The following is an 18538-nucleotide window of genomic DNA, read 5'->3' on the forward strand; positions in this document are numbered from 1 at the left end:
GAGGCTGATGCCATGCTGCTCAACCTGTTCAATGAAATGCGCGCCGCCAAGGTGCCGGTCTCGGTGCGTGAGCTGCTGGACCTGATCAATGCGCTGAAACAACGCGTGACCTTCGCCGATATGGACGAGTTCTATTATTTGTCCCGGGCGATTCTGGTGAAGGACGAAAAGCATTTCGACAAGTTCGACCGAGCGTTCGGGGCTTACTTCAATGGCCTGGAAAAACTCGACGATCACCTTCAGGCCCTGATTCCCGAAGACTGGTTGCGCAAGGAATTCGAACGGTCCCTGACCGACGAAGAACGCGCGGCGATTCAGTCACTCGGCGGCCTGGACAAACTGATCGAAGAGTTCAAGAAACGCCTCGAAGAACAGAAAGAACGCCATGCCGGTGGCAACAAGTGGATCGGCACCGGCGGCACCAGCCCGTTTGGCTCTGGCGGCTTCAACCCGGAAGGCATTCGGGTCGGCGATGCCGGCAAGCGTCAGGGTAAAGCGGTCAAGGTCTGGGATCAGCGCGAGTACAAAAACCTCGACGACTCGGTGGAACTGGGCACGCGCAACATCAAGGTGGCCCTGCGCCGCTTGCGCAAGTTTGCCCGCCAGGGTGCCGCGGAAGAGCTGGACATCGACGGCACCATCGACCACACCGCCAAGGATGCCGGGCTGCTGAATATTCAAATGCGGCCGGAGCGGCGCAATACCGTGAAGTTGTTGCTGCTGTTCGACATCGGCGGTTCGATGGACGCGCATGTGAAGATTTGCGAGGAGTTGTTCTCGGCCTGCAAGACCGAGTTCAAGCACCTGGAGTATTTCTACTTCCACAACTTCATTTATGAATCGGTGTGGAAGAACAACATGCGTCGCACCTCCGAACGCACTTCGACCCAGGACTTGCTGCACAAGTACGGCGCCGACTACAAAGTGATCTTCATCGGTGACGCCGCTATGGCCCCTTATGAAATCACCCAGGCGGGCGGCAGTGTCGAGCACTGGAACGAAGAAGCCGGTTATGTGTGGATGCAGCGGTTCAAGGAGAAGTACAAAAAACTCATCTGGATTAACCCCTACCCGAAAGATACGTGGGGCTATACCTCGTCGACCAATATTGTGCGGGACTTGATCGATGACCAGATGTATCCGCTGACCCTTCGGGGGTTGGAGGAAGGGATGCGGTTTCTTTCCAAGTAATCTTCGCTGCCCTTCAGGCCGCCATCGCGGGCAAGCCCGGCGCCCACAAAGACTGAGGTCGTTCACACAGTATGTGAACCCCCAAAATCCTGTGGGAGCCGGGCTTGCCCGCGATGCTTTTAGCTATTCAGGAAACGATGCAGGTATTGGATCTGCTCCCGATGCGCCACCTCCTGCATCACCGGCCGCAACCGCACCTTCGCCCCCGGCAAGCACTGCGCCAGCCGCGCCAACGCCAGCGGCGTCAACGCCCCCAGTCGCGGATAGCCGCCAATGGTCTGCCGATCATTGAGCAACACAATCGGCTGCCCGTCCGGCGGCACCTGTACTGCGCCGAGCGGGATGCCTTCGGAAATCATCGGTTTTCCCTGGTACTGCAACGCCGCGCCCAACAGGCGAATACCCATCCGGTCCGCGCGACTGTCGAGGGTCCACACACTGTTGAACGCGTCGAACGCACTCTGCCCGCTGAATTCGCCGATCTGTGCGCCCAGCACCAGATCCAGCGGCGAATCATCGGAGAAGTCCGGTCGGTGTTCCGCCGGTAACGCCCGCAACAGGAGCAACGCACTCCCGGCATAGCTCAATTGCGCACCTTTGGCCAACGCCCGGCCCCGCCCATCAAGACCGCCCAGTTCCTCACGGACCACGGTCGAACGGCTGCCCAGGACACTGGGCGCCTCAAATCCGCCCGGTGCCGCGAGATAAGCCCGAGCCCCGAGCAGCGGCTGAGTGAATTGCAATCGCTGACCTTTATGCAGCCGGAAACTACGCCATGGCGCCAGCGCCTGGCCCTCGATTTGAGCTCCCAGATCCGCCCCTGCAAGCGCCAGCACGCAATCTTCTTCAGCCACCACGGTGAACCCGCCGAGGGCAATTTCGATCACCGGCGCCTTAGGGTCATTGCCCAACAGCCAGTTGGCCCAGAACATTGAACGCCAATCCAGCCCGCCCCCCTGGGTCACGCCCAGATGCCGCACGCCAAAACGACCGGCATCCTGCAACAGGCACAGCGGTGTACTTGCCTCTATTGATAAGCGGCTCATGCCTGCGCCTCCAATGGCGTGTCGTCACCGCCCAGACGGATGAATTCAGCATGGCTGACGGCTTCAAAGCGCACGGTGTCGCCGGGTTGCATCAGGCTGTAACCGTCGCGCTCACGGTCGAACAGTTTGCTCGGGGTGCGACCGATCAGGTTCCAGCCGCCAGGGGATACCACCGGATAGGCCGCGGTCTGGCGCTCGGCAATACCGACGCTGCCGGCCGCGACTTTTTTGCGGGGGGTATTCAGGCGTGGCGCGGCGAGCACTTCCTCGACCAGTCCCATGAAGGCGAAACCCGGTGCAAAACCCAAGGCAAACACCTGATACTCGCGCCCGCTATGACGACGGATCACCTCCTCCACCGTCAACCCGCTACGCTGCGACAACAGGCTCAGCTCCGGGCCGACACTCAGGTCATACCAGACCGGCAGCACGTGGCATTGACCGCCAGTGCGGGTATTGGGTGACAGGTCAATCAACGCTTGAGCGATCAATTCCCGAGCCTGAGCCGGGTTCAGCGCGATCAAATCGTAATGCACCATCAACGTCGTATAGGACGGCACCAGATCGATGAGATGTTCGCCGAACGCGACCCGCAGATTTTCGCTGGCGGCCAGCATCCACGGCATGTTGGCCTCGCTGATCTCATCGAACAGACGCACCATGAGACAATCCAGCGCCACCACCTCTACCCGCAGTTTCATGGCGCGCTCTGCTGATCAAGGGCTTCGCGAATCCGTCGCACGGCGGCGACCGAGCTGGCGTTGTCGCCGTGCACGCACAGGGTGTTGGCCTGCAAGTGCAACAAGCTGCCGTCGCTGGCGGTGAGGTGGTCACCACGGGCAATGGTCAGCGCCTGCTCGATGATGTTCTCGGGATCGTGATGCACCGCGCCCGGTAGTTGTCGCGAAACCAGCATGCCCGCACTGTCGTAGGCGCGGTCGGCGAAGGCTTCGAACCACAAGGTCACACCATATTCTTCGCCCAGTTGCTGCGCGGCACTGTTGTCACGGGTGGCCATCAACATCAGTGGCAGGCTGCGGTCGTACGTCGCCACGGCCTGCAGTACCGCACGCAATTGCGCCGGATTGGCCATCATGTCGTTGTACATCGCGCCGTGGGGTTTGACGTAGCTCACACGCCCGCCCTGGGCCCGACAAATGCCGTCGAGAGCGCCGATCTGGTAATGCAGGAGGTCCTGGAGTTCCTGGGCGGTGTACGCCATCGAGCGCCGACCGAAACCGGCCAGATCCTGATAGGCCGGGTGCGCGCCGATCTGCACGCCGTTGCTCAGCGCCAGGCTGACGGTCTTGCGCATGATGCTTGGATCGCCAGCGTGAAAACCGCAGGCGATGTTGGCGCAATCAATGAAGGGCATGACCTCGGCGTCCAGACCCATGGTCCAGTTGCCGAAACTCTCGCCGATGTCGCAGTTCAATAGCAGGCGGTTCACGGTGAACACTCCTGTAGGCATTGTTCTTGTCAGATGTAGGCAGATTACTGCGCATCCAGTTGTTTGCCACGGGTTTCCGGCAGGCTCAACGCGGCAAGGATCACCACGCCATAAGACACTGCCGCAAACGCCCCGATGCCGACGCTCAATGGCACCGTCTGACTAAGCAATCCGATCAGCAGCGGAAACAGTGCTGCCAGCGCCCGACCTATGTTGTAGCAAAAACCCTGGCCCGAGCCGCGAATCCGTGTCGGAAACAGCTCAGTCAAAAACGCGCCCATGCCACTGAAAATCCCTGAAGCGAAGAAACCCAGCGGGAAGCCCAGCCAGAGCATCACGCCATTGCTGACCGGCAGTTGGGTGTAGAGCAACACGATGGTGAACGAGCCGACAGCGAACAGGATGAAGTTCTTCTTGCGGCCAAGGATGTCCGTCAAATACGCGCTGATGACGTAACCGACGTAGGAACCGACGATCACCATCGCCAGATAACCGCCCGTGCCAAGTACGCTCAAACCCCGCTCATTCTTCAGAAATGTCGGCAGCCATGACGTGATCGCGTAGTAACCGCCCAGTGCGCCGGTGGTCAGCACCGACGCGCGAATCGTGGTGAAGAGGATGCCAGGAGCAAAAATCTCGTAGAACTTCGCCGGGTTGCTCGGTTCCTGTCTGGCCTTGGCCTCGCGGTAGATTTCCGGGTCCTTGACCAGGCGACGCACGAAGATCACAAAAATCGCCGGCACGATGCCGAGAATGAACAGCGCACGCCAGGCGTCTTCCGGTGGTAACACCGAGAACAGCAGCGCATACAGAATCGCCGTCAGCCCCCACCCCAGCGCCCAGCCCGATTGCACCATGCCCACCGCTTTGCCACGGTCCTTGGCGCGAATCACTTCACCCATCAGCACCGCACCGGCGGTCCATTCGCCGCCGAAACCGAAGCCCATCAGGGTGCGGCTGATCAGCAGTTGTTCGTAGTTTTGCGCGAAGCCGCAGAGGAAGGTGAAGAAGGCGAACCACAGCACCGTCAGTTGCAAGGTGCGCACGCGACCGATGCGGTCCGAAAGTATCCCCGCTACCCAACCACCAATGGCCGAGGCAATCAGGGTGCTGGTGTGAATCAGCCCGGCTTCACCGGTGGTGATGCCCCACATGGCAATCAGGGTCGGCACCACGAAACTGAGCATCTGGGTGTCCATGCCATCCAGGCCATAGCCGATCTTGCAGCTCCAGAAGGTGCGGCGTTCCTGCTGGTTAATGTTGCGATACCAGTCGAAAGGTCCCGGACGGGCCGTTGTTTTGGGGATATCGAGCGTGTCGGGCGCACTCATGGCAAATCTCCGCGCTAGTTTTTATTGGTATTGTTCTGAGCTCCGACGACGCCTATCGTGGGAACCGGATGCGCCGATTTTTGGGTCCGTGGCCCTGCTGCGTCCAACTAATAAAAACCGGGCTTAGGCATAAGAAAAAGTTGATCCCATGAATCTGAAGTTTCTCGAGACCTTTGTCTGGGTCGCCCGACTCAAGAGTTTTCGCCTGACCGCCGACAAGCTCTTCACCACCCAGGCCTCGATATCCAGCCGCATCGCCGTGCTCGAAAGCGAGCTGGGGGTGAAACTGTTTTTGCGCGATTCACGCGGCGTCAGCCTGACGCCCGAAGGCTTGAAAGTGCTCGACTATGCCGAGCAGATGATGGACACCATGCAGGCACTCAAACAGTCGATCGAGACCCGTTCGAGCAAGGTCGGAAGGGTGCGGATCGGCGTCATGGACACGGTGATACACACCTGGCTGAGCCCGCTGGTGGCGCAGATGACGGACCTCTATCCGTTGGTGGAAATCGAACTGGTGGCCGATACGTCGCTCAACCTCTGCGATCAGCTGCAAAAAGGGTTTCTCGACCTGATCCTGCAAACAGACCTGATGCGCCAGGAAAGCGTGCGCAGCCTGGAGCTGGCCAGCCATCCCATGGGCTGGATTGCGGCGAGCACTTCCCTTTACAACCGCGAGTACTCTGGCATTGCCGATCTGGCGCGCGAGCGGATCATTACCTACTCGAAAAACTCCCATCCGCATCAAGAGGTGCTCGCCCTGATGCAGGCCAATGGCGTGATGACACCTCGCCTGAACTGTGTGAATTCAGTGTCGGCGATCACCCGGTTGTTGCGCGATGGTTTCGGTATTGGCGCGCTGCCGCCAGTGTTGGTGGCCGAGGAACTGGCACGCGGGGAACTGACCCTGCTGCCGATCGATCAACGGCCACCGGACTTGCAGGTGGTGGTGTCGTGGCGCACGGGTGTTGAATGGGTCGAGGAGATTGTGGCGTTGTGTCAGCAGGTCCTGGAACGGTATGCGCAGGAGATGGGCGAGGATTACATCGTTCTTGCTGACTGAGCCCTTGCAGCAGCTGCCGAGGCAGCTGCTGCACAGATCTGCGCTTTGGTTTCTAGAGGCCGCGCACGTCCCGGTCTTCGATCGGCCGGCTCTGGCGCAGGCGTTTGCCACCCAGCACCACCCAGTCGATCAAACGGAACAGGCATTCAATTCCGAATGACAGCAGCATCGCGCCGCTCATGCCCCAGATCATCGCTTCCGGCGTCAGCAGGATCTGGTAGCTGTAGCCATTCCAGGTTTCCTTGCGGATGTCAGGGTCGGCGGCCAGCACCACTTGCAGGAAGCGGATGTACCACGGGCCTTGCATGGCCTGGAATTGCTTGTCCAACGCCAGTTGGCGGGTCAGCAAGTTGCTCAGGCTGTCGGCATCGCTGCGAAAGATCGGGTCTTCGCTGGCGCGGTAATGGGCGACCAGGGCCTGCATGTCGCCCTTGAAGAACTCGTTGGCCGTCCCCTGGAAACCGCTCAAACCGGTCTGCGCCTCAATCAGGTGCGCCTCGACCCGCTTGGCGTAATCATTGATAAAACCCGGCACCTGGACACCGATCAACAGGCCCGCCGCAAACAACACCAGCCGTAGATAACTGAGCAACATCGGAGGAGATCCTTATTCGGTCTTGCCTTGGCTGACGCATTCACCGCGTCGCCAGAGGCTCCATTGGCCCGGTTCGTAGCGGGTCCAGGTTTCGTTTTCGGTCAGGGGTTCGGTGGCAATCACCGTCACCACGTCGTTGGGCGTGGTTTCGGCCTGGAAGTCGACGATCACATCGACATCCTTCAAGCGCGCCGGGCCGAATGGCGCCCGACGGGTGATCTGGGCCAATTTGGTCGAGCAATAGCAGAACAGCCAGTCACCGTCGCTGAGCAGGCAGTTGAACACGCCTTTGCTACGGTATTCGGCGCAGGCCGCCACCAGGTCTGGCAGCAGCTTTTCAACCTCGACCGGCTCCGGAAAGGCAGCGCGCACGCGGTTGAGCAGATCGCAGAACGCCGCCTCGCTGTCGGTGTCGCCGACGGGACGGTAGAAACTGGCGGTCGGTTGAAAGTCCGCGAGTTGGCCGTTGTGGGCGAAACACCAGTTGCGCCCCCACAGTTCGCGCACGAACGGGTGAGTATTGGACAGGCAGACCTTGCCAACATTGGCCTGGCGGATGTGCCCGATCACCACTTCACTTTTGATCGGATAGCGCTGCACCAGGTTCGCGACTTCAGACTCGCAACTGGCGGCCGGGTCCTGAAACAGGCGCAGGCCGCGGCCCTCGTAGAATGCGATCCCCCAGCCGTCACGGTGCGGACCGGTACGGCCGCCGCGCTGCATCAGCCCGGTGAAGCTGAACACGATATCGGTCGGCACATTGGCGCTCATGCCCAATAACTCACACATGCTCGGATTCTCGATGAAAAGGCAGGGGCAAGGTTACAAACGCGGCTCGACACGCAATCGCTGCGGATTGCTCGGCACCGGTGGGCGACCATAACGATCATCGCCGGCACCGCCGAAGGGATGATCATCGTCCGGATCTTCGGCTTTGGCCGCAGCCTTGGCGGCAGCGGCCTGTTCCTTGCGGGCGTTGGAAGCGCGCTCGATGGGGAAGCGGATCGCCACCATGACCAGGTAAAGGCCGAAGGCGATCATGCCGTACATCAACAGATCGGAAATCGCTCGCCAGGCGTTGTTGCCGACCTTGAACAACAGGTCGAGCGCCGTGATGGCGATAGCCGGCGCGACTTTATCTTTCACCGGATCGATGATGGTCGGGCTGAATAGCAAGACAGCCACCAGCAGCCGCAGCGGCTCGCGCAGCCAGCGCCACATCCAGCGGGTCAAGCGCATCCACACCAACAGGCAGCCAAAAGCGGCAAAGGCGTAGCAGCCCCAAGCGATCAGATAGTCGTTCTCGGTCATGGTGTCCATGGCAAGGCAGGCAAAGAGGCGCTTATAGTAACGACTTTTCGCAGATCAGGCTTGCCCCAATACCAGCCGGTCAAGACACCCAACCTGTGGGAGCGGGCTTGCTTCCACACGTTTTGCACTGAGTCCAGAGCTGACTGTGGTCTGCAACGCCCCCTATTTCTTACATTGCACGAGAGCCATCCATGCCCTTATCCGCCAACGTTTCCGCTGCTCCGATTGCCCGCAAGGCCGAGGGCGATGACCCGTATGCCTGGCTGCAGGAGCGCGACACCGATGCGGTGCTCGACTACCTCAAGGCTGAAAACAGCTATCAAGAGGCGTTGACCGCCGATCAGGCCGGCCTGCGCGAAACCCTGTTCGAAGAGATCAAGGGCCGGATTCTCGAAACCGACCTGTCGCTGCCCTCCCCTTGGGGCCCGTACCTGTATTACACGCGGACCACCGCCGGTGACGAATATGCCCGGCACTACCGCTGCCCGCGTCCGGCCGACGACAGCCTGCAACTGGACGAAAGCCAGGAACAGTTGCTGCTGGACCCCAACGAACTGGCCAACGGCGGCTTCTTTTCCCTGGGGGCGTTCAGCATCAGCCCGGACCACCAGCGGCTGGCCTACAGCATCGATTCCACGGGCGATGAGATTTACACGTTGTTCGTGAAGGAATTGTCCGACGGTCGAGTCAGCGAGCTGGAGTTCCAGGATTGTGACGGCAGCATGACCTGGGCCAATGACAGCCTGACCCTGTTTTTCGGCGAACTGGACGACACCCATCGCCCGCACAAACTGTTTCGCTATCGGCTGGACGGTACAGCCGCCGAAGAAGTGTTCCATGAACCGGACGGACGCTTCTTCCTGCATTGCTACCGCTCCAGTTCCGAACTGCAACTGCTGCTGTCCCTGGGCAGCAAGACCACCAGTGAAGTCTGGGCGCTAGACGCCGCCCTGCCGCATCAGGCCTTCACCTGCCTGGCGCCACGGGTCGAGGACCATGAATACGACGTCGACCACGGCGCCCTCGACGGCCAATGGGCCTGGTTCATTCGCACCAACCGCGACGGCATCAACTTTGCCCTGTACAGCGCGGTCGATACCGGCGTGGCGCCGACCGAAGCCGACTGGCAGAACCTGATCCCCCACAGCGACAGCGTGATGATCGAAGGCATGAGCCTGAACACCGGCGCCATGACCCTGAGCCTGCGTGAAGGCGGCTTGCCGATCATCGAAGTCCACCCACAAGGCCTGGCGCCTTATCGCGTGCAATTACCGGACGCGGCCTACAGCCTCCACGTCCAGAACAGCCTGGAGTTCGTCAGCGACAGGATCCGCCTGCGCTACGAAGCCCTGAACCGCCCGGCGCAAATCCGCCAACTGGAACTGAACAACGGTGAGCAGAAAGTGCTCAAGGAAACCCCGGTGCTCGGCCCGTTCGACGCCGATGCCTATGTCAGCCAGCGCCTGTGGGCCACCGCGCCGGACGGTACACAGGTGCCGATCAGCCTGGTGGTCAAGCGCGAACATCTGGGCCAACCCGTGCCGCTGTATCTTTACGGCTACGGCGCCTACGGCGAAAGCCTCGACCCTTGGTTCTCCCACGCCCGCCTGAGCCTGCTGGATCGCGGCATGGCCTTCGCCATCGCGCACGTGCGCGGCGGCGGTGAATTGGGCGAAGCCTGGTATCGCGCCGGTAAGCAGGAACACAAGCACAACACCTTCAGCGACTTCATTGCCTGTGCTGAGCATTTGATTGCCCACGGTTTCACCACCGCGCCACAACTGGCGATCAGCGGCGGCAGTGCCGGTGGCTTGCTGATTGGCGCTGTGCTCAATCAGCGCCCGGAATTGTTCGGCGCGGCGATTGCCGAAGTGCCGTTCGTCGACGTGCTCAACACCATGCTCGACCCGGACCTGCCGCTGACTGTCACGGAATACGACGAATGGGGCAATCCGCAAGAGCCGGACGTTTATGATCGGATCAAGGCCTACGCCCCGTACGAAAACGTCACCGCGCAAGCCTATCCGGCGACCCTGGTGATTGCCGGCTACAACGACAGCCGTGTGCAGTATTGGGAAGCGGCCAAGTGGGTGGCGAAATTGCGCGCGACCAAAACCGACAGCAATGTCCTTCTGCTCAAGACCGAATTGGGTGCAGGACATGGCGGGATGAGCGGTCGATATCAGGGATTGCGTGACGTAGCGCTCGAATACGCATTTTTGTTCAAGGTTTTGGGCGTTGCCTGAGGAACTTGGCCCGGTGTGCCGGTCTTAAGACCAGACCCCGGGCCCGGCATTTACTCGCTCCCACAATGGACACCAGTGAGCCCAAGGCCCAGAACAGCAACAGACACAAGAAAAAGACCGTGACGACATGTCAGAACCGACCTTACTGAACAATGAAATTCGCGACTGGCTGATGGACTGCGGCCTGTTCGATCAATTGCTGCCCGCCGACTTCGCGGCGGCCTCGGGTTACTTCAGCATCAGCACCGTGGCGCAGGGCGAGGAGATTTTCCACGAGGGCGATGCCGGCAGCTTCATGTGCATCATTCACACCGGCCAGGTGGCGGTGCAAAAAACCAATGGTGACGGGCAACTGGTGACCATGGCCACGTTGCGCAGCGGTCGTTCGTTCGGCGAGATGGCCGTGTTGGACGGTGAGCGTCGCTCAGCCAGTTGTGTGGCCGCGAGCAATTGCCAGTTGCTGAACCTGGGCAAGGACTCGCTGGAAAAGATGATCAACGACACGCCGAAAATCGCCGCCAAGATCATTCGCGCCCTCGCCGTCTCCCTCTCCAAACGCTTGCGCATGGCCGACGGGCAACTGCTTTCGCAGCAGGTTTAACCGTCCGGCGATTTGGCTTTCGACGGGTTTTGCTCGATCCTCGGTACGGGCTGGTCCTTGGTCGGCGGGCTGGGCATGTCAATCGGCACCAATGGCGGTCCACCACTGCCCGACCCGGCTTTGGGCAAGGAAGGCACGTTGATTTGCGGGTACGGCGTCGGTGTCGCGGTGCCGGGCGAACCGGGCATGGGCGCGGGGCTGACAGGGATGGATTGCAGCGTTTGCGCCTGCACAGCAGTAATCGAGAGCGCGGCCAGAGCAATGGCCGTTAGAATAGTGCGCTTCATCAATGGCTCCGTTGGCCTTGTGGTCACTTTCAGGCTACTCCCAACGGCGTCCGTTTGCCCTCACCGTTTATGCCAATCCTTCTCAAGAGAGCCCCATGAAACGTTTCGTTCTGCTCGACACTGCCCCTATCCCTGAAAACGGCGGTGCCCTGTGCCTGTTCGAATACGGTGAGGATTTCGTCATCAAGATCCAGGGTGGCGACGGCGGGCAACTGATGAACACCCGCATGCACGGCTCCGAAGATGCGCTGGCCGAGATTCCGTGTCGCAAAGTCGCCGGCCGGCCGAATTCTCGCGTGCTGATCGGCGGTCTGGGCATGGGCTTTACCCTCGCCTCGGCGCTCAAGCATTTGGGCAAGACGGCCGAAGTGGTGGTCGCCGAGCTGGTGCCGGGTGTGGTTGAGTGGAACCGAGGTCCACTGGGCGAGAAGGCCGGCAACCCGTTGCTCGACCCGCGCACCGTGATCCGCATGGAAGACGTGGCCAAGGTATTGCAAGCCGAGCCGCAAGGCTTCGACGCGATCATGCTCGACGTCGACAACGGCCCCGAAGGCCTGACCCAACGAGCCAATAGCTGGCTCTATTCCGCCGGTGGCCTGAGTGCCTGCGCCAAGGCCCTGCGGCCCAAAGGTGTACTGGCGGTGTGGTCGGCCAGCGCCGACAAGCAGTTTTCCGACAAATTGAAGAAGGCCGGTTTCAAGGCCGAGGAAGTCCAGGTCTTTGCCCATGGCAACAAGGGCACGCGTCACACCATCTGGATTGCCGAGAAGCTCAAGGGCTGAGCTAAACTCACGTCATAACCGTCATTAGTCTTTTTTACAAAGGTGAACCCATGAGTTCGTCCACCCCGACCAATACTTCGAAGCTGGACCGCATCCTCGCCGACAACCAGCGCGACAAGGAAATGGGCTACCGCGACAAGGCCCTGAAGATGTACCCGCATGTGTGCGGCCGCTGCGCCCGTGAGTTTTCCGGCAAGCGCCTGAGCGAACTGACCGTGCACCACCGCGACCACAACCACGACAACAACCCGCAAGACGGCTCGAACTGGGAACTGTTGTGCCTGTACTGCCACGACAATGAACACTCGCGATATACCGACCAGCAGTATTTCGGCGAAGGCTCGCTGAGCACGCCGAAAATCGCCAAGGCGACGCATAACCCGTTTGCGGCGTTGGCTGGGTTGATGAAAAAAGAAGACTGAAGTCGACTGACCCCATGCCTGATCATTCCCACGCGGTGCGTGGGAACGATCACTGAACACCTCTCCCCCAATCCCCGTATAATCGCCGTTTTTTCCCCGAAGGCACCCCGCTCGTGGCAGATAAACGGTACAGCTGCATTGGTTTGTATAACCCCAAATCACCGGAAAACGTCGGTTCGGTCATGCGTGCCGCCGGCTGCTATGGCGTGGCGTCCGTGTTCTACACCGGCAAGCGTTATGAACGCGCCGCCGACTTCGTGACCGACACCAAGCGCGTCCACTACGACATCCCGCTGATCGGCATCGACGACCTGAAAAAAATCCTGCCGCTGGGCTGCGTGCCGGTGGCCGTGGAACTGGTCGAAGGTGCGCGCTCCCTGCCGGAATACACCCACCCCGATCGCGCCCTCTACATCTTCGGCCCGGAAGACGGCTCGCTGGATAAAGAGATTCGCGACTGGTGCGAAGACGTGGTCTACATCCCGACCACCGGTTGCATGAACCTGGCGGCCACCGTCAACGTCGTGCTTTACGACCGCATGTCCAAAGGGCTCAACACCCGTTCCGGGGCGAAATTTCGCTGATTCGACGCACATCCGATGGAACAAGCCGCCCGCCTCGGCAGTCAGCTTAACTATCCACGACGACGCAGCCCTTCCTGCCAGGAGAAAGATCATGAGCGAACTCAAACGCGTAGAACGCATTGAATCCACCCCGTTCCAGAGCCGTTCCGAGCACAACGTTTACGGTTGGGAGCGCGCAGGCTCCGTGGCCGGTGGCGTAGTGATGATGGGCAAGGGCCTGCGTCGCGGCGGGATTTTCGGCTTGATTCAAGTGGCGATCGGCGGTGTGGTACTGGCCCGCGGGATCACCGGGCACAGTTCGGTCAAAAGCATGATCGAGAAGAGCCGCCAGGACATGGACAACGTGCGGGCGAAAATTGAGCGGGCCGGGGAAGAATTGCGCACGTTGAAGGCAAATGCCGAGGCGGCGACCAAGACGGCTACCGTGACGGGGAATGATTCGTTGAAGTCGCCGAAGACTGGGATTTGATCCGGAAGAAGTATTGAGGCTTAGAGCCTGCTCGCGATGGCGGTATCACTGGAGCAATTCGGTATCGAGAACTTTGGAAGGCTCGCCAATGACGCTCTCGGCGAGCTGAACAAACTCCTTGGTATCGACACTCTCCAGATGCATCGCCCCGCGCAACACATCATCCAGCGATCGCTTGTTACGCGTCTTCAAGCGAATTTCGCGATCCAGTTCCTGTAGCATCACCACCGCTTTCGACACTTGCGCCGGACTGATCTGGTCGCCACGTACGGTCGTGACCTTCTGGCTGTCCTTGACCAGCTTGCCACGCAGGCTTTCATAGCGTTCATCGCTCATGCCGCCGGCGCGGCGCACCAGTTCGATGGAGTAATACTCGGCAAACCCTTCGCTGATCCATTCGCTGCGCTGTTTGTCGTTGATCCGTGCGAACACCTGCGCCAGTTCACGCACCAGCGCGCTGCTGCCGCTTTCGCTGACCAGCGCAAGACGTGTATTCAGATAGATCGATTCGTGGGCGGCCTGGCTACCGCGCCACATCGGGTCGTTGGCGCCGACAATCAGCAGTTTGCTTGGATGACGCGGAAACACAGCTTGCACTTGCGGCCAGACGAAGGTCAAAAGCGTCAGCACGTCCATGCGGCGCATGCCCTGGCCCTGAGGCGAAGTGACGGTGACTTCGGTTTCGCCCAATCGGGTGCGACGGCTGCCGAGTTGACCGGCGAGCATCCAGCCGGTGGGCCGGTCGAACAATCGGGACACGTTGTCGATGCGAAATTTATTCTTGCCGATCCGCGGCCAGGCGGTTTCGACGCTTTTCCAGCCAGTCGGCAACTCGAACTCAAGGCGCGAAACCAACTCGATGCCGTCCTGTTGATCGAGTCTGGCGGCGGGCACCAGGTCATCACCACGCATCAACGCCCAAGTCGGTGTCATGCGCGTATCGAAACTGCCGTTTTTGCGCCCGTGGCTGATACGCACGCGGTAAGTCAGGCTGGCCTTGTCGGCGGCAGGATGCCAGACACCCCGTGCGGCTTTGCCCGGCGTGAGTTGCCATTGGCCGTCGGCCTTGAAGTCGCTGTAGTGGCTGCCGTCCCCGAGGTCAAAATCCAGGCTGCGCACCGCCGAACCCTGCGCCAGTGTCAGGCGTACTTCCGCCTGATCGCTTTGCGGCAACAGGCGCACGTGGTAATCCAGATCGACTTTCTTCGCCGCCCACACGGGCGAACTCAGGGCCACTAGCCCGACTGCCAACGCCAGCCGCCATCCCACAGCCATACACACTCCTTAGTGAAACTGAATCTGTCAGCCATTAACCTGCGCGGAATATCAGGTGATCTTCCCAGTCATCTTCAGGCACGCTGCCTTCGGCGAGCATGCGCCCGGATTGTGAAATTCGTTGGTGGTGCACCGCATCGCGGTCGCCGCACACCAGATGGTGCCAGAGCGGCAAGTCCTTGCCTTCACTGACCAGGCGATAACCGCAGGTCGGTGGCAGCCATTTGAACTCGTCGGCCTTGCCCGGCGTGAGCTGGATGCAGTCCGGGACGAAATCACGCCGGTTGGGGTAATCGGTGCATTGGCAGGTTTTCAGGTCCAGAAGTTTGCAGGCGATGCGCGTGTAATAGACGCTGTTGTCGTCTTCATCTTCGAGTTTTTGCAGGCAGCACAGGCCGCAGCCGTCGCACAGCGACTCCCATTCCTCTTGATCGAGTTGATCGAGGGTTTTGCGTATCCAGAACGGTTCGACTTTGGCGGCCATGGCTCAAGCATCAACATCAGGTGGTGAAAAGGCCGCCAGTCTAGTGCCAAGGCCCTTGCGGGCCAAGCATTGGCGACTGCCGGTAGAACGGACTTGTCAGTTTTTGCGCCGCCCAGTAGGGTTTTGCGTCGCTCCCTCACTTCAAACGTAGCAAGGAATCTCTTGATGAGTGCCAATCCACGCGTTGCCGACTATGCCATTCACCCGCAATTCACCGATCGCTGGTCGCCCCGCGCGTTCACCGGCGAGGCGATTCCTGAAGAGACCCTGCTGAGTTTCTTCGAAGCCGCGCGCTGGGCACCGTCAGCCTACAACTCGCAGCCTTGGCGGTTTCTCTACGCACGTCGCGACACGCCAAACTGGGAGCGTTACCTGGGGCTGCTCAATGAATTCAACCGCAGCTGGGCACAACATGCCTCGGCGCTGGTGATCGTGATTTCGAAAACCACCTTCATCGCACCGGGCTCGACTGAAGAAACCCCGGCGCTGTGGCACACCTTCGACACGGGTTCGGCGTGGGGGCACCTGGCGTTGCAAGCGAGCCTCAGCGGCTGGCACACCCACGGCATGGCCGGTTTTGATCAGGAGCTGACCCGCAAGGAGCTGAACATTCCTGAAGGTTATGCACTGCACGCCGCCGTGGCGGTGGGCAAACTGGGGGATAAGGCGACGCTGGCGGAGTACCTGCAAGCGCGTGAAGAGCCAAGCCCGCGTCGCCCGTTGAGCGAACTGGCCGCTGAAGGCGACTTCACCCTCTAAGCCCCACTGAACTGTAGGAGCCGAGCTTGCTCGCGATGACGGTGTCATAGTCAACATTAATGTTGAATGTGCCGGCCGCATCGCGAGCAAGCTCGGCTCCTACAGTGTTTTTGCACGTGGTTAATAACCGCGTTCGAAATCCACTTCCCCGCGCAGTGCTTCACCCGCCTCGTACGCCCGCAGGTTCTCGACAAACAAATTCACCATCATCGATGGCGAGGTCGGTGCCGAGCTGTGACCGGTCAGCAGCAAGCCCCAGGCCGTCCAGAACGGATGACGTTGCGGCAGCGGCTCCTGACGGCAGACATCAATTACCGCGCCCGCCAGATGCCCTTCTTTCAAGGCTTCGACCAGATCGGCATCGACCACCGCCACACCGCGACCGACGTTGATGAACAACCCGGTCGGCTTGAATTGCTTGAACAGTGTCGCGTCGTACAGGTCGTGGGTGTTCGGGGTATTGGGCAGCAGATTGATCACGTAATCCACTTCGCCGACCAGACGCGGCAAGTCGGCCAACGCGCCGACTTCGATAAACGGTGCCTGCTCGCGGGCTTCGCTGGCAATGCCGTACAACTCGACGCCAAACGGCAGCAGAAACTTCGCCACGGTCTGGCCGATGTCGCCGGTGCCGACGATCAACACTTTGCGCCCCGCCAGGCTTTGGCCCTGGCGGCTGTCCCATTTGCGCTCGACCTGACTGACCAGCCGTGCCAGCACTTCGCGTTCGTGGCCGAGCATGTAGGTCAGCACGTATTCGGCCATGACCTGGCCAAAAATGCCGACCGCACGGGTCAGGCGATAGTGACGGGGCAAGCCGTCGACCAGCAGCGGCGTGATGCCCGCCCAGGTCGATTGCAGCCATTGCGGCTCATGTCCCTGACGCAACAGGGTGGCCAGCAAATCCGGTTGACCCAGCCAGACCGGGCAATCAGCCGCCAGACGGGACAGTTCAGCGGAGTCGCCACTGGTGAGCACTTCCAGCTCAGGCGCCGCCTGACGCAGCAATTGTGCATACACCGGGTGGTCGTGTTCAGCAATCAGAACGCGCATGTTTCAAACCTTTCAAAAGCCGTGCAGACGACCCCCGAGCGAGTATGACTTCCTCGTCTCGGTCATCGCCAAAAATCATTCCAGTGTTTCACACAGACGCTGAACAGAGCCTGTCTGCCGCTTACATCGGGTCGTTGCGGCGCAGCAACTCTTCCGGCAAGTGTTCGATGTATTCGTCTTCGGCCGGTGGCATTTGCAGGTGGTAGCCCTGCTTTTCGAGGTTTTCCAGGACCACCGTGATGTCCTCGCGCGACAGCTTGCGCTCGGGGGTCAGCACCAGATCGAACGCGTGGTGCGGTTTGCCGAAGGCGGCCATCAATGATTCCGGGACGCGCTCCAGTGCATCGCTTTTGAGCACATAGAGGTACATCTCGTTTTTCTTCAGGCTTCGGTAGATCGAGCAAATACGTTTCAAGGCTGTTCTCCGGCGGTGGCCAGGCTGTCGAGCAATGCCTGGCCCATCAATTCGCGGCGCCAGCCACGCAGCGAATCAGGCAATTGGTATGGACCATTGGGGAAGCCGCTCTTGAGCAGCGCTTCCAGGGTTTTCTTGCGCAGCATCAGTTCCGGCGCGATGTTCAAGCGTTCGGCTTCGGCCTGACCAATGGCGCGCAGCTGTTTGACCAGCACGGCGGCATCCACCGGCAGCGGCTCCGGCACAGCGGGCGGCCATTGATCGGGCGACACACTGCCGGCGCGCTTGATCAGATCCAGCAGAAACTCGCCATCCTGACGCACGGTGCGCGGGTGCATGTCTTCGATTTTCGCCAGCGCGCCGAGGTTGTCCGGCTGAGTCCGCGCCAGTGGCCACAAGGAGTGCTCACGGACAATGCGGTTGCGCGGCAAGTCACGGGCACGGGCCTCGCGCTCACGCCAGGCGCACAGTTCACGCAACACGGCGAGTTGGGCGCGAGACAGTTTCCAGGCCAGTTTGGCATCGCGATAGACCTCGTACGGGTCGACCTCGCGGCGCAGGTTGGCCACCAGCTCAGCGCCGTCGTCCAGGACCCAGTTGTATTTGTCCTCAGACAGCTTCGGACGAAGCTGTACGAAAACCTCTGCCAAATGCAGGGCATCTTCGGCGGCGTAGCTGATCTGGGTGTCGGACAGCGGACGTTGCAACCAGTCGGAGCGGGTTTCGCCCTTGGGCAAGTCGATGCCCAGCACCTCTTGCACCAATCGCGAGTAACCCATGGAGAAACCCAGGTTCAGGTAGGCGGCCGCCAGTTGCGTATCGAACAGCGGCGCCGGCAAGCTGCCAGTCAGGCGCAGCAGGACCTCGAGGTCTTCACTGCACGCATGCACGACTTTGACCACCGCCGGGTTTTCCAGCAACGCGGCCAAGGGCTTCCAGTTGTCGATGGTCAGTGGATCTATCAGGTAAGCGCGTACGCCATCGCCGATCTGCAGCAGGCCGGCAATCGGGTAAAAGGTGTCGACCCGCATGAATTCGGTGTCGAGGGCAACGAATGGCAGCTGCTGCCACTCGGCGCAAAACTGACCGAGGCTATCGTTGTCGCGAATCCAATGAATATCGATGGCCACACGGCTCTCCCTTGAAGAATGGCGCGCAGTATATATCGCCCCCG

The 18538-nt window shown here is 60.5% G+C and carries 22 protein-coding genes; 9 read left to right on the plus strand and 13 right to left on the minus strand.

Going from position 1 to position 18538, the window contains the following annotated elements:
* Positions 1-12 precede the first annotated feature (12 nt).
* Entirely contained in the window at positions 13-1191 is a 1179-nt protein-coding gene (locus J2X66_RS27640) for a VWA domain-containing protein (RefSeq protein ID WP_027925858.1), read from the plus strand.
* Positions 1192-1310: 119 nt separating this feature from the next.
* Here J2X66_RS27640 and J2X66_RS27645 read toward each other — a convergent pair whose 3' ends face one another.
* The 4 genes from J2X66_RS27645 to J2X66_RS27660 are packed head-to-tail and all read right to left on the minus strand — an operon-like array spanning position 1311 to position 5018.
* Positions 1311-2237 carry a biotin-dependent carboxyltransferase family protein gene (locus J2X66_RS27645; RefSeq protein ID WP_310271108.1) on the minus strand — a complete coding sequence of 309 codons (927 nt, stop codon included), beginning with the start codon at positions 2235-2237 and terminating at the stop codon, positions 1311-1313.
* Complete coding sequence (locus J2X66_RS27650) at positions 2234-2938, minus strand: allophanate hydrolase subunit 1 (RefSeq protein ID WP_310271111.1); 705 nt, start codon at positions 2936-2938, stop codon at positions 2234-2236. Before J2X66_RS27650 ends, J2X66_RS27645 begins: the two co-directional genes overlap by 4 nt.
* Entirely contained in the window at positions 2935-3687 is a 753-nt protein-coding gene (locus tag J2X66_RS27655; RefSeq protein ID WP_310271114.1) for a 5-oxoprolinase subunit PxpA, read from the minus strand. The genes J2X66_RS27650 and J2X66_RS27655 overlap by 4 nt, the downstream gene beginning before the upstream one ends.
* A gap of 44 nt (positions 3688-3731) precedes the next feature.
* The gene (locus J2X66_RS27660; RefSeq protein WP_310271116.1) at positions 3732-5018 is read right to left on the minus strand and encodes an MFS transporter; all 1287 of its coding nucleotides are present in this window, start codon (positions 5016-5018) and stop codon (positions 3732-3734) included.
* Positions 5019-5166: 148 nt separating this feature from the next.
* Between J2X66_RS27660 and J2X66_RS27665 the strand changes: the two genes are divergently transcribed.
* Positions 5167-6081 carry a LysR family transcriptional regulator gene (locus J2X66_RS27665; RefSeq protein ID WP_310271119.1) on the plus strand — a complete coding sequence of 305 codons (915 nt, stop codon included), beginning with the start codon at positions 5167-5169 and terminating at the stop codon, positions 6079-6081.
* A 52-nt stretch (positions 6082-6133) separates the two neighbouring features.
* Here the strand turns inward: J2X66_RS27665 and J2X66_RS27670 are convergent, their stop codons facing one another.
* Genes J2X66_RS27670 through J2X66_RS27680 form a run of 3 tightly spaced genes read right to left on the minus strand, consistent with a single transcriptional unit; the run spans position 6134 to position 7996 of the window.
* On the minus strand, positions 6134-6676 hold the full coding sequence (locus J2X66_RS27670) for a DUF2937 family protein (protein WP_123433918.1): 543 nt from the start codon (positions 6674-6676) through the stop codon (positions 6134-6136).
* Between the two features lie 12 nt (positions 6677-6688).
* Complete coding sequence (locus J2X66_RS27675; RefSeq protein WP_123433917.1) at positions 6689-7465, minus strand: class II glutamine amidotransferase; 777 nt, start codon at positions 7463-7465, stop codon at positions 6689-6691.
* 33 nt (positions 7466-7498) lie between these two features.
* Positions 7499-7996 carry a hypothetical protein gene (locus J2X66_RS27680; protein WP_027925866.1) on the minus strand — a complete coding sequence of 166 codons (498 nt, stop codon included), beginning with the start codon at positions 7994-7996 and terminating at the stop codon, positions 7499-7501.
* A 182-nt stretch (positions 7997-8178) separates the two neighbouring features.
* On the opposite strand from J2X66_RS27680, the gene J2X66_RS27685 reads away from it, so the two are divergent.
* Positions 8179-10233: a S9 family peptidase gene (locus J2X66_RS27685; RefSeq protein ID WP_310271126.1), complete on the plus strand. Its 2055-nt coding sequence runs from the start codon at positions 8179-8181 to the stop codon at positions 10231-10233.
* Positions 10234-10360: 127 nt separating this feature from the next.
* Complete coding sequence (locus J2X66_RS27690; RefSeq protein WP_310271129.1) at positions 10361-10834, plus strand: cyclic nucleotide-binding domain-containing protein; 474 nt, start codon at positions 10361-10363, stop codon at positions 10832-10834.
* Here the strand turns inward: J2X66_RS27690 and J2X66_RS27695 are convergent.
* On the minus strand, positions 10831-11121 hold the full coding sequence (locus J2X66_RS27695) for a hypothetical protein (protein WP_310271131.1): 291 nt from the start codon (positions 11119-11121) through the stop codon (positions 10831-10833). The two genes, J2X66_RS27690 and J2X66_RS27695, sit on opposite strands and share 4 nt — an antisense overlap.
* A 95-nt stretch (positions 11122-11216) precedes the next feature.
* Between J2X66_RS27695 and J2X66_RS27700 the strand changes: the two genes are divergently transcribed.
* From J2X66_RS27700 to J2X66_RS27715, 4 genes are all read left to right on the plus strand, one after another.
* Positions 11217-11903, plus strand: coding sequence for a spermidine synthase (locus J2X66_RS27700; protein ID WP_027925870.1), 687 nt, complete (start codon positions 11217-11219; stop codon positions 11901-11903).
* Positions 11904-11953: 50 nt separating this feature from the next.
* Entirely contained in the window at positions 11954-12325 is a 372-nt protein-coding gene (locus J2X66_RS27705) for a YajD family HNH nuclease (protein WP_007944009.1), read from the plus strand.
* A 113-nt stretch (positions 12326-12438) separates the two neighbouring features.
* On the plus strand, positions 12439-12909 hold the full coding sequence (locus J2X66_RS27710) for an RNA methyltransferase (RefSeq protein ID WP_008153126.1): 471 nt from the start codon (positions 12439-12441) through the stop codon (positions 12907-12909).
* A gap of 91 nt (positions 12910-13000) precedes the next feature.
* Positions 13001-13378, plus strand: coding sequence for a DUF2892 domain-containing protein (locus tag J2X66_RS27715; RefSeq protein WP_310271138.1), 378 nt, complete (start codon positions 13001-13003; stop codon positions 13376-13378).
* A gap of 45 nt (positions 13379-13423) precedes the next feature.
* Here the strand turns inward: J2X66_RS27715 and J2X66_RS27720 are convergent, their stop codons facing one another.
* Positions 13424-14653 (minus strand): hypothetical protein, encoded by a 1230-nt coding sequence (locus tag J2X66_RS27720; protein WP_310271145.1) that lies wholly within the window; start codon positions 14651-14653, stop codon positions 13424-13426.
* A gap of 34 nt (positions 14654-14687) precedes the next feature.
* Complete coding sequence (locus J2X66_RS27725) at positions 14688-15137, minus strand: YcgN family cysteine cluster protein (RefSeq protein WP_027925873.1); 450 nt, start codon at positions 15135-15137, stop codon at positions 14688-14690.
* 165 nt (positions 15138-15302) lie between these two features.
* On the opposite strand from J2X66_RS27725, the gene J2X66_RS27730 reads away from it, so the two are divergent.
* On the plus strand, positions 15303-15896 hold the full coding sequence (locus tag J2X66_RS27730) for a nitroreductase family protein (protein ID WP_310271147.1): 594 nt from the start codon (positions 15303-15305) through the stop codon (positions 15894-15896).
* A 120-nt stretch (positions 15897-16016) separates the two neighbouring features.
* Here the strand turns inward: J2X66_RS27730 and J2X66_RS27735 are convergent, their stop codons facing one another.
* From J2X66_RS27735 to rnd, 3 genes are all read right to left on the minus strand, one after another.
* Positions 16017-16949 carry a D-2-hydroxyacid dehydrogenase gene (locus tag J2X66_RS27735; protein ID WP_310271149.1) on the minus strand — a complete coding sequence of 311 codons (933 nt, stop codon included), beginning with the start codon at positions 16947-16949 and terminating at the stop codon, positions 16017-16019.
* A gap of 121 nt (positions 16950-17070) precedes the next feature.
* Positions 17071-17364 (minus strand): YcgL domain-containing protein, encoded by a 294-nt coding sequence (locus J2X66_RS27740; protein WP_007898694.1) that lies wholly within the window; start codon positions 17362-17364, stop codon positions 17071-17073.
* Positions 17361-18494, minus strand: coding sequence for a ribonuclease D (gene rnd, locus J2X66_RS27745; protein ID WP_027925876.1), 1134 nt, complete (start codon positions 18492-18494; stop codon positions 17361-17363). The genes J2X66_RS27740 and rnd overlap by 4 nt, the downstream gene beginning before the upstream one ends.
* Positions 18495-18538 lie beyond the last annotated feature (44 nt).

It is taken from the genome of Pseudomonas sp. 3296 (assembly GCF_031456615.1).
Classification (GTDB): domain Bacteria; phylum Pseudomonadota; class Gammaproteobacteria; order Pseudomonadales; family Pseudomonadaceae; genus Aquipseudomonas; species Aquipseudomonas mucoides.

Bases quoted from the DNA above. Each gene is read 5' to 3' on its own strand.
- J2X66_RS27650 (WP_310271111.1), bottom strand. From the start codon at position 2,938: ATGAAACTGCGGGTAGAGGTGGTGGCGCTGGATTGTCTCATGGTGCGT.
- J2X66_RS27695 (WP_310271131.1), bottom strand. From the start codon at position 11,121: ATGAAGCGCACTATTCTAACGGCCATTGCTCTGGCCGCGCTCTCGATT.
- J2X66_RS27670 (WP_123433918.1), bottom strand. From the start codon at position 6,676: ATGTTGCTCAGTTATCTACGGCTGGTGTTGTTTGCGGCGGGCCTGTTG.
- J2X66_RS27730 (WP_310271147.1), top strand. From the start codon at position 15,303: ATGAGTGCCAATCCACGCGTTGCCGACTATGCCATTCACCCGCAATTC.
- J2X66_RS27720 (WP_310271145.1), bottom strand. From the start codon at position 14,653: ATGGCTGTGGGATGGCGGCTGGCGTTGGCAGTCGGGCTAGTGGCCCTG.
- J2X66_RS27680 (WP_027925866.1), bottom strand. From the start codon at position 7,996: ATGGACACCATGACCGAGAACGACTATCTGATCGCTTGGGGCTGCTAC.
- J2X66_RS27700 (WP_027925870.1), top strand. From the start codon at position 11,217: ATGAAACGTTTCGTTCTGCTCGACACTGCCCCTATCCCTGAAAACGGC.
- J2X66_RS27735 (WP_310271149.1), bottom strand. From the start codon at position 16,949: ATGCGCGTTCTGATTGCTGAACACGACCACCCGGTGTATGCACAATTG.
- J2X66_RS27675 (WP_123433917.1), bottom strand. From the start codon at position 7,465: ATGTGTGAGTTATTGGGCATGAGCGCCAATGTGCCGACCGATATCGTG.
- J2X66_RS27715 (WP_310271138.1), top strand. From the start codon at position 13,001: ATGAGCGAACTCAAACGCGTAGAACGCATTGAATCCACCCCGTTCCAG.
- J2X66_RS27640 (WP_027925858.1), top strand. From the start codon at position 13: ATGCTGCTCAACCTGTTCAATGAAATGCGCGCCGCCAAGGTGCCGGTC.
- J2X66_RS27665 (WP_310271119.1), top strand. From the start codon at position 5,167: ATGAATCTGAAGTTTCTCGAGACCTTTGTCTGGGTCGCCCGACTCAAG.
- J2X66_RS27690 (WP_310271129.1), top strand. From the start codon at position 10,361: ATGTCAGAACCGACCTTACTGAACAATGAAATTCGCGACTGGCTGATG.
- J2X66_RS27705 (WP_007944009.1), top strand. From the start codon at position 11,954: ATGAGTTCGTCCACCCCGACCAATACTTCGAAGCTGGACCGCATCCTC.
- J2X66_RS27685 (WP_310271126.1), top strand. From the start codon at position 8,179: ATGCCCTTATCCGCCAACGTTTCCGCTGCTCCGATTGCCCGCAAGGCC.
- J2X66_RS27725 (WP_027925873.1), bottom strand. From the start codon at position 15,137: ATGGCCGCCAAAGTCGAACCGTTCTGGATACGCAAAACCCTCGATCAA.
- J2X66_RS27645 (WP_310271108.1), bottom strand. From the start codon at position 2,237: ATGAGCCGCTTATCAATAGAGGCAAGTACACCGCTGTGCCTGTTGCAG.
- J2X66_RS27660 (WP_310271116.1), bottom strand. From the start codon at position 5,018: ATGAGTGCGCCCGACACGCTCGATATCCCCAAAACAACGGCCCGTCCG.